Here is a 13287-nt window from a genome sequence, read left to right on the forward strand (position 1 = left end):
ACGTTCGAAGCGAACGTCATCGGCCGGAGAGAACGAAATGAGCATTCATGGCGTCGCCAAGGGTCCTCCAACCACCAATCCTCCGTCTGCACCGCAGGATGCCGGATCCGCCAGCAAGAGCCTGCGCGTCGGCGATCTGCCGTTTCGCGACGGCAACGTGACCATCAATCGCTCCGCCGACGGGACTCCCGTGGTCAGTCCGCCTTCCGCCTCGATCCGCTCGACCGGCGACGGAACCTGGGAAATCACCACGCCCGAGGGCAAGGTCTACGAGGTGTCGGCCGACGATGCCGGCAGCTCCGAAGCGGAGGCCTCCTCCGATTCGTCACGACCAGCCGCCGGGCCGCCGACCACCAATCCGCCGCAGGTAATCGAGGCCGGGCCGCCCACGACGAATCCCACGGCCAATTCCTGACCCTCGCGCGGCGGGGCGTGGAGCAGCCGTCAGCGGCCTTTGCTCAGCTCCGCCGCGGCGAGTCGGACCAGCGGATGCGTCGCGCCGCTCTGCTGGATCACGCTCGACCGCGCGGCCTCCAGCAGGCGCCGTCCCTCGACCGGATCGCCGCGCCGCAGCAGGAATGAGCCGAGGCGGATCTCCGCTTCGGCGGTCTTGGGGCTGCTCCGTCCGTACAGATCGCTGCGCTCGGTCAGCGCCCGACGCAGGGATTTCTCCGCTTCGCCGTCGCGTTGCAGCCGATCCTGAGCGATGCCGAGAAGCAGCCGCGCGGTGGATGCGTCCGGCCGGTCGCCGATCGCATCGAAAATCTCCGCCACTTCACGCAGGCGAGACTCGGCCTGCAGGGGTTCGCCGGCCTGCAGCTGGAGATCGGCCAGGTCCAGCGCCGCCGCCGCCGTCAGCGGATGGCGCGGTCCGTCGATCCTGTCCAGGGTCTCCCATGCGCGACGCGCCTGCGCCATTCCCGCTGCGCGCTCCCCGGCGAGGAAGCGCAAGCGCGCCAGCAGTCGAAGACTGTCGGCGCCCAGCGCGCTGTCCGCACCCAACTGGTGCTGGAACAACGCGAACGCCCTTTCGGCCAGCGGCATCGCCTGCGCGACATCCCCCTGGTCGGCCAGCGACTGCGCATATCTGGTGAGGGCGATCGGCGTCCAGGCGTGATCAGGCCCCAGATCCTGCTCGACCAGCGAAAGCCCTTCGCGCAGCAGCGGCATCGCCTGCGCGAAACGCCCGGCTTCGGCCAAGCACCTGCCCAGACTGACGGAGCGGATGCCGATCCGGCTGGGCGCGGCGCCGTTGCGCCTGACCAGCTCCAGCGACTCGCGCAGGTAGCGTTCCGCCTCGTCGAAACGCCCGAGCGAGCACAGCGCGGCGCCGTAGTGGCTGACCGCGTCTTCCAGATTGATCGGATCGCCGGCCTCGCGATAGACGTCGGCGGCGTGACGATACGCCGTCGCGGCCCGCTCGGTTTCCCCCTGCTTCTGCAGGAACATCGCCTGCGCGTTGAGCCCGAGCGCGTAGCGTACGCTGCGGACTCCGTAGAGCTTCTCGTAGATCGCCAGCGCTTGCTCGAACAACGGCCCGGCTTCGGCGCCGCCCCCGCGATCCACGAGCAGGGCCGCCAGTATCCGCATGTCGTCGGCGACCCGCACGTGCGACGGCCCCAGCGCGCGGCGATCGATGTCGAGCGCCTGACGCTGCAGATCGATGGCCTCGACCGCATTGCCCAGCGCCAGCTCGGTGAGGGAGAGACTCGCGAGCGCCGCGGCGGTCCGCGGATGCTCGCCGAACCTCTGGCGCAGGATTCGCAGCGCCTGAACCTGCGCCTGCCGCGCCTGCGTCCAGTCGCCGTTGACGTAGAGCAGATCGGCCAGCTTGCCGAGGGAGTCGGCGTAGCTTTCGCTGTCCTCGCCCGACAGCTCGCGCCGCTGCTCCAGCGAGCTGCGCAGCAAGCGCTCGGCGGGATCCAGGCGCCCCTGATCGAAATACAGCTCGCCGATGATCGCCTGCATCTCGGCGCGCAGCTCGGGATTGCCGGCCAGCTCCTCGTCGACGCGCTTCGCGCCGGCGTCGAGCAGTTCGCGCGCGGTGGGTTCCTTGCCGCGCCATTCGCGCGGTCCGCCGGACTCGAACACCGTGATCAGGAACGCCTTGACTTCCTCCGCGCGCTGCGCCTGGCGCCCGGCTTCCAGCGCGCGCAATTCGGCCCTTCGCGCCTGCCAGGCGGTGGCGACCAGGCCGGCGGCCAGGCTCGCCGCAACCAGGGCGGCGGCGACCACGCCGGTGCGATGGCGCGCGACGAACTTGCGCAGGCGATACCAGCGGCTGTCCGGGCGCGCGTGCACCGGCCGGCCGGCGAGATGGCGCAGCAGGTCGCGGCGCAACGCCTCGGCGGTGCGATAGCGGCGTTCGGGTTCTTCGTGCAGCGCGCGCAGCACGATGGTGTCCAGATCGCCGCGCAAGTTGCGGCGCAGGCGCGGCGTCGTGCTCGCGCGCAGGCGCGCAGCGGCATCGGATGCCTGCGTGGACGGCCGCGTCGGCGCGCGCGCCGACGCCTCGTTCGGTGCCTCCGCCGCGGCGCCGCGCTGGCCGCGCGCAGCGGTCGGACGCAGGCCGGTCAGCAGCTCGTACAGCAGCACGCCGAGCGCGTAGACGTCGGTGGCCGTCGTCACCGCCTCGCCGCGCAGCTGTTCCGGCGCGGCGTATTCGGGCGTCAGCATGCGGAAGCCGAACTGCGTCATCGTCGCCGCGTCGGCGCGCCCGGCGCTGGCGTCGAGTACCTTGGCGATGCCGAAGTCGAGCAGCTTCACCTCGCCCGCCGCGGTGACGAGGATGTTCGACGGCTTCAGGTCGCGGTGCACGACCAGTTGCTGGTGCGCGTACTGCACCGCGTCGATCGCCGACAGCAGCAGGCGGATGCGGTCGCGCACCGACAGGCGGCGGCGGTCGCACCAGTCGGTGATCGGCTCGCCTTCGACCAGTTCCATCGCGAAGTAGGGCCGCCCGTCGCCGGCGATGCCGCCGTCGATCAGGCGCGCGATGTGCGGATGCTGCAGCCGCGCCAGGATGCTGCGCTCGCCGACGAAGCGCGCGAGGATCGCGTTGCTGTCCAGTCCGCGCCGGATCAGCTTCAGCGCCGCGGGCTGTTCGTACGCGCCGTCCGCGCGCTCGGCCCGCCACACGGTGCCCATGCCGCCGCGGCCGATTTCCTCGACCAGCCGCCACGGGCCGATCCTCTCGCCGCGGACGTGCTCCGGCGCCGCCGCGTCGAACCCGCCGCCGTCCGCCAGCGCCCCGGCCCACTCGAGCGCGGGCGCTTCGAACCGCGCATCGGCGACCGCCTCGGCGCGCAGCAGGCTCTCCACTTCGGCGCGCAATCCGGCATCGCCGGCGCAGCGCTCGTCGAGGATCCGCTCGCGCTCGGCGGCATCCACGTCCAGCACCGCGTCGAGGATCTCGCCGACGCGCGCCCAGCGCTCCGCCTGCGGATTGCCCGGCGCGCCGGCGGTCATGTCGGCGCGTCGGCCGCCAGTTCCCGCGCGACGAACAGCCGGGCCTTGTCCCAGTCGCGCTTGACGGTGGCCGGCGCGACTCCGATCAGGTCGGCGACCTCCTCGACGGTGAGGCCGCCGAAGGCGCGCAGCTCGAACACCTGCGCCTGGCGGGAATCGAGCCCGGCCAGGCGTTCGAGCGCCTGGTCGACGACCAGCACTTCCTCCGCCGAAGCGGCCGCCGCGGCGACGTCGGCGGCCGCGCCCATCGTCAGCATCAATGCGGCGCCGCCGCGCTTGTCGGCCGTGTTCATGCGCGCGTAGTCGACCAGCACGAAACGCATCGCGCGCGCGGCCAGCGAGAAGAAATGCTCGCGCCCCTCGACCTCGACCTGCGGGCCGCCGGCCAGGCGCAGGTACGCCTCGTGCACGATCGACGTGGTGCGCAGCGTGTCGCCGCCGCCGCTGCGCGACAGCTGGCGGTGCGCGAGCAGACGCAGCTGCTCGTACAGCGTGGCGAACAGGGTGTCGAATGCGCCGCCCTCGCCGTTTCTCCAGGCCAGGAACAGCGCGTCGAGATCCGTCTCCTGCGGCCGATCCGATGCCTCGTCTGGTTCCGCCATGGCCACCTCGCCTTGCGTCCGGAAGCGATGCCGCGGGAGCGGCAGGAAGCTGCGGGGAGGCTCGAGCGCGGCGCGGCGCGAGGCGCCTGCGGTCACCGGCGCAGCGGCGACGCGCGGCGCGGACCATCCCCGGTCTTGCGAGGGTATCCTAGACCAATCCACAGACGCCGTTCGGCGACGCATCCGGAGAAGACTTGATTCCTGACATTCCCGCCGCGCGGCAAGACGGTGTGCCGCAGTCCGCCCGGCATCGCGCGACCGGTGCGGCGCGATGAAGACCGCGCATCTCGTCGACGGCAGCCTCTACGTCTGCCGCGCCTGGTTCGCGCAGGGCCCGGACGTGTTCGACGCCGACGGCCAGCCGGCGCACGCCGTGCACGGCTTCGCGCGCTTCCTGCTCGACCTGTTCGAACGCGCGCGGCCCACGCACGTCGCCGTCGCCTTCGACGAATCGCTGACCACCTGTTTCCGCAACGCGATCTACGCCGACTACAAGGCGAACCGTCCGCCGGCGCCGCCGGACCTGCTGCGCCAGTTCGACGGCTGCCGCCGCATCGCCGGCGCGCTCGGCGCCGTCGTGCTCGGCGACACGCGCTACGAGGCCGACGACCTGATCGGCAGCGCGCTCGAGGCGCTGCGGCGCGCGGGGCTGCGCAGCGTGATCGTGTCCGCCGACAAGGATTTCGGCCAGCTGATCGGCCTGCACGACGAGCAGTGGGATCCCTCGCGCAACCAGCGCTGGGACGGCGCCGGCGTGAAGGCGCGCCTGGGCGTGCGGCCGGACCAGGTCGCCGATTTCCTCGCGCTGACCGGCGACGCGACCGACAACGTTCCCGGCGTGCCCGGCATCGGCGCGAAGACCGCGGCGATCCTGCTGCACCATTTCGGCAGCCTGGAGGCGCTGCTCGAACGCTCCGACGAGGTCGCCTTCCTGCGCATGCGCGGCGCGGCGACGACGGCGCAGAAGCTGCGCGAGCACGCCGAGCTGGCGCGGCTGTCGCGCCGCCTCACCGGCATCGTGCTCGACGCGCCGGTGCCGGACGACGAGGCGGTCTACCGTCGCGGCACGCTCGCGCCGGATCTGGACGAGCTGCTCGACCGCCTGAACTTCGGCCCGCTGACGCGGGCGCGCGTGCGCGCGCTCGCCGCGACGCAATCGGCCGCCTGAAGGAGTCCGCGCCGCCCGGAGATATCCGCGGCGGGCCGGCCGCTCAGCCGGCCGAAGCGGTGCTCGATCCGCCTTCGACGTTGCGGAACACGCCTTCGCCGGGCTTGGACCTGGCCGCCGGCAGCATCGGCAGGCCGCCGCTCGGCTCGGACGCGCTCATGTTGAAGTTCAGGTCGCTGCGGAACACGCGCACGGCCTCGAGCTTGGCGTCGTCCTTGGGCGTGCCGTAGGTGCCGTAGGCGTTCTTCTGGCTGTTGGCGATGAAGTAGAGGCCATCGCCGTCGATCGCGCCGTAGGTCGGCAGCTTGAGTTCGGGGCTGCCCGCGTCCAGCGGCGTGGCGCGCGCGATCTTGCGTCCGTCGGCGTTGAGCGACAGGCGCATCACGCGGTGCGGCACCATGCCGTTCTCGATCGCCACCAGCGCGTGCTGGTACCAGTACAGGCCGTCGATGCCGCCGAGCACGAGGGTGGCCGGATCGTATTCGACGTCGAAGCCCTTGCCGGCGGCGAGGTCCACGCCGAACAGGCCGAGCGAATAGTCGGCGAAATAGAGCTTCTTGCCTTCGCCGTCGAGGGCCAGGCCGCGGATGCTCGTCAGCTGCGGATTCTGCACGGTGAGCTTGAGCTCGCGGCCGTCGAGGCGGTAGATCTGGTTGCGCAGGCCGTCCGCCGCGAACACCAGGCCGCCGCGGCCGGCCGCCAGGCTCGACAGCGTGCGTGCGTCGCCGTCGGGGGCGAGCAGGTACTTCTCGACGAACTTGCCGCTGGACAGCTTGAACTTGAACACGCCGGCCTTGCCGTAGTCGTCCTTCTTGAAATCCTTGAAATAGACCGACGAGGTGCTGGCGACGTACAGCGCGTCGTCCTCGGGCACCGCCGCCATCGCGTAGACGCTCCACAGGCCGTTCTGCGCGTTGGGCGCGATGAAGTCCTGCAGCTTGCCGTCCTTGCCGACGAGCTGGATGGTGCCGTCGCGCACGCTGCCGACGAGGAGCTGCTTGCGCTGCGGATCGAAGGCGAGCGATTCGTACAGGTGGTCGCCTTGCGGCAGCGTGAAGGCGACCTTGCCTTCGCCGAACGGCTTGAGGTTCGCCTGCAGGCCCTGCACGACGTACTTCCACACTTCGGTGTCGGTGACCTTCTCGAAGTTCTTGTTGTTCGACAGGTCGTAGCCCAGGCCCTGCTTCTGCATCGCCAGCAGTGTCTCGTAGGTCTTGGACTTGTCGCCCTGCGCCGCGTACGCCATCGCCAGCGCGAGCTTGAGGTCGCCGGTGTGCGGACGCAGCGCGATCAGGCGCCGCAGCACCCAGGTGAGCCGCTCGAGGTCGCCGTTCTGCTTGTAGATCGCGGCCAGCTTGAACAGCGCCTGCGGCTTCTGCGTCTGCGCGATCTGCGCTTCGCTCAGCGTGGACGGGTCCAGCTGCGGCCGCTCGCCGGCGGGCGCCTGCTGCGCGATCGCCGTCGCTGCCATCGAGGTGAAAGCGAGCGCGCACAGAATCTGCTTGATCTTCATCTAGGGTACCTCGCAAGCTAGCCGGACGTACGCAGACCGGGCGTGCCCGGAAAAGTTCAGGAAAGCCGCCTAACATGACCGAAACCCAGACACTTTGCAACGGAACCTGGCTGCGCCTGAAGAAGCGCGGACGCTGGGAATACGCCGAGCGCACGAATCCCGGCGGCGGCGTCATGATCGTCGCGGTGACGCCGGAGGACCGCATCCTGTTCGTCGAGCAGTACCGGCCGGCGATCGAGTGCATGACGATCGAGATGCCGGCGGGGCTGGTCGGCGACGTCGCCAGCAGCGCCGACGAAAGCGCGGTCGAGGCGGCGCATCGCGAACTCGTCGAGGAGACCGGCTATCGTGCCGGCCGCATCGAATTCCTGATGGCCGGACCGACTTCCGCCGGCATGAGCAACGAGATACTCGCCTTCGTGCGCGCCTACGACCTCGAACGCGCGCACGCCGGCGGCGGCGACGAGACCGAGGACATCCTCGTGCACGAGATCCCGCGCAGCGAAGCGGCGGCCTGGCTGGTCGAGAAGATCCGCGCCGGCTACTCGATCGATCCGAAGATGTTCGCCGGGCTGTACCTGCTCGACCACGGCGAAGCGCTGTTCGCAAATCCACGCGCCTGACGCGCACGGATGGCGGGAATCCAAGCCGGGCCTCGCGCCCGGCTTCCCTCTTCGCGCCGGATCAGACCACCCGCGCGAAGGCCAGCGCCTGCCACAGCAGCAGCAGCGCCATCGCCAGCATCACCAGCCACGTCAGGCCGATGCCGGCGAAACGGCCGAGGCTGTATCCCGACGTGCGCGACAGGCCGATCGCGTGCGCGACGCGCGCGACGATCAGCACGATGCCGAACGCGTGCAGCCACGCCGGCTGCGTCTGGTTCAGCTCGAGCAGCAGCAGGAGCAGCAAGGCCAGCGGCAGGTTCTCCAGCGCGTTGGCGTGCGCGCGGATGCGCTTGACCAGTTCGTGATCGCCGCCGTCGCCGATGCCGATCTTGCGCGCGTTGCGCACGAGCGCGACGCGCGCGGCCAGGATCAGCACGAGCAGCGTGGCCAGTGCGGCGTAGATTCCGGTGATGCGCATTCTCTCCTCCCCTCGATTGGCCGCGGATCAGTGCGGCGGCGGCGCCTTCAGCCATTGCCCATCCTGCACGCCGCGCAGGCTCGACACCTCGATCGGCCCGACGACGTGGTAGCGCACGCGCACGTCGCCGACCGCGGGATGCTCCGGATCGCCCGTATAGAGCATGCCTTCGCGGTCGCTGAACGTCGCCGCCAGGTTCGGCGGCAGCTGCGAGGCACGCACCGGCAACGGCACCGGACTGTCGTCGTCGAACAGCACCTGCGCGGCGAGTTCCGGATCGAAGCGGAACGCGCCCAGGCGCAGCTCGGCGGCGTTGAACAGCTGGCCGTCGAACGGGGAGCGCTGCGGATTCTGGTGACCCTGGCGCTCGCGAAACCCGCTCGAATCGATCAGCTCGCCCGACCACACCTGCTCGTACTTGCACGAATCCTGCGCGCAGCTTTCCTCCCACTGGCGCATCTCGACGCCTCGCATCAGGCCGATCGCACCGGCCTGCGCGCGGATTCCGAACTGCTCGTCGCGCGGCGGATCGGTTCCCCGCAGCTGGCCGCTGACTTCGATCAGACGGCCCTGGTTGGCCGGGTCGATGCGATCGGACGGCACCGTCGGCGGAGAGGCCTCCGTCGTCGCCGAAACCGGTTCCGGCGCGGGCTCGGCGCTCTGCCGCCAGCCGATCCAGAGCAGGGCCACGATCGCGGCGGCGAGCGCGATGCCGACCAGCACCTGCGCCGGCGTCGCGCCGCGGTTCGCGCGAACGCTCACGCCGCCTCCGCGACGAGCTCGGCGCGCTCGTCGGCGGTCGAGTAGCGGCCCTTGTCGTCGCGCACGACGCGCGCGGCGGCGCAACCGACGTCGTGCGTGAAGAACAGGCGCACGCCGCGCGCGAGCTTGTCGTCGAGGAAGCTGCGCTTCTCGTCGATCAGCAGCTCCGGGTAGCGGTCGTAGCCCATGGTGACCGGCAGGTGCACCCACGGCCGGCCCGGGATCAGGTCGGCGCAGAACACGATGCCGCCGTCGGCGGTGGCGATCTCCGCCAGCATCAGCCCCGGCGTGTGCCCGCTCGAATAGCTGAAGCGCACGCGCGGACCGAGCGCCGCACAGCGTTCACCCTGCACGCGCTCGAGCCGGCCGGAGGCCTCGAGCAGCGGCTGCAGCTCCGGGATGAACGAGGCGCGGTCGCGCGGATGCGGACTGACCGCACGCTGCCAGCATTCCTCGCCGACGACGTAGGTGGCGTTGGGAAACAGCAGCTGCGGCGCCTCGCCATCGCGCCACGCGCCGAGCAGGCCGCCGGCGTGGTCGAAATGCAGGTGCGAGACGACCACCGCGTCGACGTCTTCGTGCGAGAAGCCGGCCGCATGCAGCGAATCGAGCAGCACGTGGCGCTCCTCGACGACGCCGTAGCGCTCGCGCAGCTTCGGCTCGAAGAACGCGCCGATGCCGGTCTCGAACAGCACCGTCCTGCCGTCGAGGTCTTCGACCAGCAGCGCACGGCAGGCGAGCGGAATGCGGTTCTGCTCGTCCGGCACGATCCAGCGCTCCCACATGCCGCGCGGCACGTTGCCGAACATCGCGCCGCCGTCGAGCTTCTGGGAATTGCCGAGGATGGACCAGAGTTTCATCGGAGCCGGGATCCGGGATTGGAAAGAGGAGGCTACAGGTCCCGCAGTTTCGCGCAAGTCACGGCCCGGGATCCGTTCCGCGAAGGTGCGGCCACCCATCCCGAATCACGGCTTCACCACCCCGCTGCCCGAATCGCCGCGCGGATCCGAACCCGCCTGCATCGCGCCGGTCTTGCGGTCCCAGCTGACCGCGTTCATGAAGCCCCAGCGGCGTTCGGCTTCGTTGACCTTGTGGCCCATCGCCTCGAGCGCCTTGACCTCGTCGGGCGAGAACGCGCCCTTCTCCACCGAGATCACGTCGGGCAGGTACTGGTGGTGGTAGCGCGGGTTGGCGACGAATTTCTCCGGCGACTCACCGTCGATGAAGGCCAGGATGCCTTCCAGCACCATGGTGATAATGCGGCTGCCGCCGGGTGTGCCGATCACGCCGACGCGGTCGGCGCCGATCACGAAGCTCGGCGTCATCGACGACAGCGGCCGGCTGCCCGGACGCGGCGCGTTGCGGTCGTTGCCGACCAGGCCGAACGCGTTCGGCTTGCCGGCGACGAGGGCGAAGTCGTCCATCTCGTTGTTCAGCACGAAGCCGGCGCCGGGCACGACGAAGCCGGAGCCGAAGATCAGGTTGACCGTCTGCGTGCCGGAAACGAGGTTGCCGTCCTGGTCGACGATCGAGAAGTGCGTCGTGTGCGTGCCCTGCGCCGGCGCCAGATAGCCGGCGAGCAGGTCGCTCGGCGTCGCCTTCTGCGGGTGGATCGAGGCGCGCAGGCCGGCCGCGTAGTCCGGGCTGGTCAGCTGCGCGATCGGCATCTGCACGAAGTCCGGGTCGCCCAGGTATTCGGCGCGGTCGCGGTACGCTCGGCGCATCGCCTCGACGGTCAGGTGCACGCGATGCACTCGGTCGAGGCCGGACAGGTCGTAGCCGCCGAGGATGTTCAGCATCTCCGCCAGCGCGACGCCGCCGGACGACGGCGGCGGTGCGGTCACGATGCGCCAGCCGCGGTAGTCGAACGCGATCGGCGCGCGTTCCTTGGCTTCGTAGCTGGCCAGATCCTGCAGCGTCCAGTTGCCGCCGGCCGCGCGCACGCCGTCGACCAGCGTTTGCGCCAGCTCGCCGCGGTAGAAGCCGTCGTTGCCGTGCTCGGCGATGCGCTCGAGCACGCGCGCGAGGTCCGGCGACTTGAACGTCCAGCCGGCCTTCGGCGCGTCGCCGCCGACGAGGTACAGCGCGGCCGACGCCGGATAGCGCGCGATGACGTCCTTGCGCATCGCCAGCTCCTTGAGGAAGCGGCCGTCGGGCTTGAAGCCCTTGCGCGCGATGCGGATCGCCGGCGCCAGCGACTTGGCCAGCGGCAGCTTGCCGTAGTGCTGCGCCATCCACACCAGCCCGGCCGGCTCGCCCGGAATCGCCGCCGACAGCGGACCGTTGACGGCATGGTCGCGGTCGGGCTCGCCGTTGGCGTCGAGATAGAGCTTGGAATCGACCGCCGCCGGCGCGGTCTCGCGCGCGTCGATCATGACCTCCTTGCCGTCTCTGGCGCGATGCAGCAGGAACAGGCCGCCGCCGCCGATGCCCGAGCTCTGCGGCTCGACCACCGACAGCGTAGCCGCCACCGCGACGGCGGCGTCGAACGCGTTGCCGCCCTGCGCGAGCACCTCGAAACCGGCGGAAGTGGCCAGCGTGTGCGCGCTGGCGATCGCCGCGCGCGGCTTGTCGGCGGCCGCGGCCGGCACACCGAGGAAGACGAACAGGACCGCCGCAGCGGCGAAGAAGCCGCTTGCGCGCTTCATGGCTTTTCCTCGCGGGTCAGGATCTGGAACTTGGCGAGCAGCTGCTCGCGCGATTCGGGACGTTCGGGATCGTCGATGATGCACTCGACCGGGCACACCTCCACGCATTGCGGCGTGTCGTAGTGGCCGACGCATTCGGTGCAGCGCCCCGGCGCAATCTCGTAGTACTCGGCGCCGAGGCTGATCGCCGAGTTCGGGCAGACCGGCTCGCAGACGTCGCAGTTGACGCACAGTTCGGTGATCTTGAGGGACATGCCTTGGAGCCGGGATTGGAGATGGGGGATTGGAGATTCGGAAAAAGAAACGTGCGGCCGCGACGGCGCCGATCCAATCCCGGATCTCCAATCCGAAATCCCGGCTTACTTGGCCTCGACGAAGCGCACGTCGGCGGCGGAGGCGGCCAGCGCCTGCTTGACCGTCTCGCCGTCGGCCGGCGCGCCGATGAACAGCACGACCACGTCCTTGAACGAACCGGGCTGCGCGTCCTTGAACGCATCGACGACCAGCTGCGCGGTCGCGGCCGAATCCGGGCCGCCGAACGCCATCATGTTGCCCGGCAGGACGCCGCGCGACACCGTGGTCTTGACGTTGTCGAGCTGGTTGGCGCGATCGGTCTTGGCGGTGTCGTCCTCGCCGGCCGGCACGAAGTACATGTACGGGCGGTTGCTCTTGACGCCCTGCATGTTGTCGGTGACGACCGCGCTCAGATACTGCTTCCAGGCGGTCTTGTCGGCCGCGTTGGCCGGCAGCGGCACCTTCGCCGGCTTCTGCTGCTCGACGGCCGCTTCCTGCTTCTGCTCGCCCTGGTCGCAGGCGCTCAGCGCGAAGGCCGCGGCGCAGGCGACGGCGAGAATCGGGAGAAACTTGCGCATGGTGTACCTCACTGGTTGGTCGATTTCAGATAGCGCGTACGGAGCGCCTGTTGCACGGCCGGGTGCACGAACCCGGAGACGTCGCCGCCGAGCCGCGCGATCTCGCGCACCAGCGACGAAGAAATGAAGCTGTACTGCTCGGCCGGCGTCAGGAACAGCGTCTCGGCGGCCGGGATCAGATGCCGGTTCATGCTGGCGAGCTGGAACTCGTACTCGAAGTCCGACACCGCGCGCAGTCCGCGCAGGATCACGCCGGCGCCGATTTCCTCGACGAATTCGGCCAGCAGCACGGAGAAGCCGCGCACTTCAACGTTGCCCAGGTCGGCCAGTGCGGTGCGTGCCAGCGCGATGCGCTCGTCGAGGGTCAGCGCCGGGCCCTTGGTCGAGCTGTCGGCGACCGCGACGACGATGCGGTCGAACAGCGGCGCCGCCCGGCTGACCAGGTCGATGTGGCCGTTCGTGATCGGATCGAACGTGCCGGGGTAGACCGCGATGCGCGCGCGCTGCTGCGAAATCGCCATTGCTCGGGAGCCTGCTGGGGCCGTGCCGGCCGCAAAGCCGCTAGCTTAACGGATCGGCCGGCGAGCGACGATACAAGGCGTAGTGCACCAGGCCGGCGCGGCCTTCGCGGTGCAGGCTCCAGGCCGGCGGCGCGGCGAAACCGGCCTGCGGCGTCGCTTCGACGTAGATCCACGCCGCGTCGGACAGCCAGCCGCCGCGCTCCAGCCGCAGCGCCGCCTCGTTCCACAGCCCGGCATCGAACGGCGGATCGAGGAAGACCAGGTCGAACGGCGTCGCCGCCGGCGCGCCGAGGAAGGCGAACGCGTCGTCGGTGATTACACGCGCCGTGCTCACCTTCAGCCGCGCGAGGTTGTCTTGCAGCAGACGGCACAGCTCGCGGTCGCGCTCGACGAACACGCACTCGCCGGCGCCGCGCGATAGCGCCTCGATGCCGAGCGCGCCGGTGCCGGCGTAGAGGTCCAGGCAGCGCGCGCCGGTGATGACCGGCGCCAGCCAGTTGAACAGCGTCTCGCGCACGCGGTCGGGCGTCGGCCGCAGACCCGGGCGGTCGGGCACCGCCAGGCGCGATCCGCGCAGGCTGCCGGCGACGATGCGCAGGCTGCCGCCCGCCGAGCTGCCGCGTGCTTTGGTCATGGTCGGGCGTGCGTCC

Annotated in this window: 14 protein-coding genes; 3 read left to right on the top strand and 11 right to left on the bottom strand. The window is 70.4% G+C overall.

Annotated features, from left to right (window positions below):
* Positions 1–37: 37 nt before the first annotated feature.
* A complete protein-coding gene (locus ACFO6Q_RS02485) occupies positions 38–415 on the top strand; it encodes a hypothetical protein (protein WP_380018923.1) in 378 nt (125 codons plus the stop codon).
* Positions 416–444: 29 nt separating this feature from the next.
* Here ACFO6Q_RS02485 and ACFO6Q_RS02490 read toward each other — a convergent pair whose 3' ends face one another.
* Complete coding sequence (locus tag ACFO6Q_RS02490; RefSeq protein WP_380018924.1) at positions 445–3468, bottom strand: serine/threonine-protein kinase; 3024 nt, start codon at positions 3466–3468, stop codon at positions 445–447.
* Positions 3465–4070, bottom strand: coding sequence for an ECF-type sigma factor (locus tag ACFO6Q_RS02495; RefSeq protein ID WP_380018925.1), 606 nt, complete (start codon positions 4068–4070; stop codon positions 3465–3467). Before ACFO6Q_RS02495 ends, ACFO6Q_RS02490 begins: the two co-directional genes overlap by 4 nt.
* 271 nt (positions 4071–4341) lie before the next feature.
* Between ACFO6Q_RS02495 and ACFO6Q_RS02500 the strand changes: the two genes are divergently transcribed.
* A complete protein-coding gene (locus ACFO6Q_RS02500) occupies positions 4342–5238 on the top strand; it encodes a 5'-3' exonuclease (protein ID WP_380018926.1) in 897 nt (298 codons plus the stop codon).
* A 43-nt stretch (positions 5239–5281) separates the two neighbouring features.
* On the opposite strand, the gene ACFO6Q_RS02505 is transcribed toward ACFO6Q_RS02500, so the two are convergent.
* Entirely contained in the window at positions 5282–6751 is a 1470-nt protein-coding gene (locus ACFO6Q_RS02505; RefSeq protein ID WP_380018927.1) for a hypothetical protein, read from the bottom strand.
* A 74-nt stretch (positions 6752–6825) separates the two neighbouring features.
* Between ACFO6Q_RS02505 and ACFO6Q_RS02510 the strand changes: the two genes are divergently transcribed.
* Positions 6826–7374, top strand: a complete 549-nt coding sequence (locus tag ACFO6Q_RS02510) for an NUDIX hydrolase (protein WP_380018928.1) — start codon at positions 6826–6828, stop codon at positions 7372–7374.
* A gap of 61 nt (positions 7375–7435) precedes the next feature.
* Here the strand turns inward: ACFO6Q_RS02510 and ACFO6Q_RS02515 are convergent, their stop codons facing one another.
* The 8 genes from ACFO6Q_RS02515 to rsmD form a co-directional block, all read right to left on the bottom strand.
* Complete coding sequence (locus ACFO6Q_RS02515; protein WP_380018929.1) at positions 7436–7834, bottom strand: MAPEG family protein; 399 nt, start codon at positions 7832–7834, stop codon at positions 7436–7438.
* 27 nt (positions 7835–7861) lie between these two features.
* A complete protein-coding gene (locus tag ACFO6Q_RS02520; RefSeq protein WP_380018930.1) occupies positions 7862–8596 on the bottom strand; it encodes a TMEM43 family protein in 735 nt (244 codons plus the stop codon).
* Positions 8593–9456 carry an MBL fold metallo-hydrolase gene (locus ACFO6Q_RS02525; RefSeq protein ID WP_380018931.1) on the bottom strand — a complete coding sequence of 288 codons (864 nt, stop codon included), beginning with the start codon at positions 9454–9456 and terminating at the stop codon, positions 8593–8595. Before ACFO6Q_RS02525 ends, ACFO6Q_RS02520 begins: the two co-directional genes overlap by 4 nt.
* 105 nt (positions 9457–9561) lie before the next feature.
* Complete coding sequence (gene ggt, locus ACFO6Q_RS02530; protein WP_380018932.1) at positions 9562–11244, bottom strand: gamma-glutamyltransferase; 1683 nt, start codon at positions 11242–11244, stop codon at positions 9562–9564.
* Positions 11241–11498, bottom strand: a complete 258-nt coding sequence (locus ACFO6Q_RS02535) for a YfhL family 4Fe-4S dicluster ferredoxin (RefSeq protein WP_380018933.1) — start codon at positions 11496–11498, stop codon at positions 11241–11243. The genes ggt and ACFO6Q_RS02535 overlap by 4 nt, the downstream gene beginning before the upstream one ends.
* Before the next feature lie 105 nt (positions 11499–11603).
* A complete protein-coding gene (locus tag ACFO6Q_RS02540) occupies positions 11604–12116 on the bottom strand; it encodes a hypothetical protein (RefSeq protein ID WP_380018934.1) in 513 nt (170 codons plus the stop codon).
* An 8-nt stretch (positions 12117–12124) separates the two neighbouring features.
* The gene (gene coaD, locus ACFO6Q_RS02545) at positions 12125–12631 is read right to left on the bottom strand and encodes a pantetheine-phosphate adenylyltransferase (protein ID WP_380019292.1); all 507 of its coding nucleotides are present in this window, start codon (positions 12629–12631) and stop codon (positions 12125–12127) included.
* A 46-nt stretch (positions 12632–12677) separates the two neighbouring features.
* On the bottom strand, positions 12678–13271 hold the full coding sequence (rsmD, locus tag ACFO6Q_RS02550; RefSeq protein ID WP_380018935.1) for a 16S rRNA (guanine(966)-N(2))-methyltransferase RsmD: 594 nt from the start codon (positions 13269–13271) through the stop codon (positions 12678–12680).
* Positions 13272–13287: the final 16 nt, after the last annotated feature.

It is taken from the genome of Dokdonella ginsengisoli (assembly GCF_042652785.1).
GTDB classification, from domain to species: Bacteria; Pseudomonadota; Gammaproteobacteria; order Xanthomonadales; family Rhodanobacteraceae; genus Dokdonella_A; species Dokdonella_A ginsengisoli.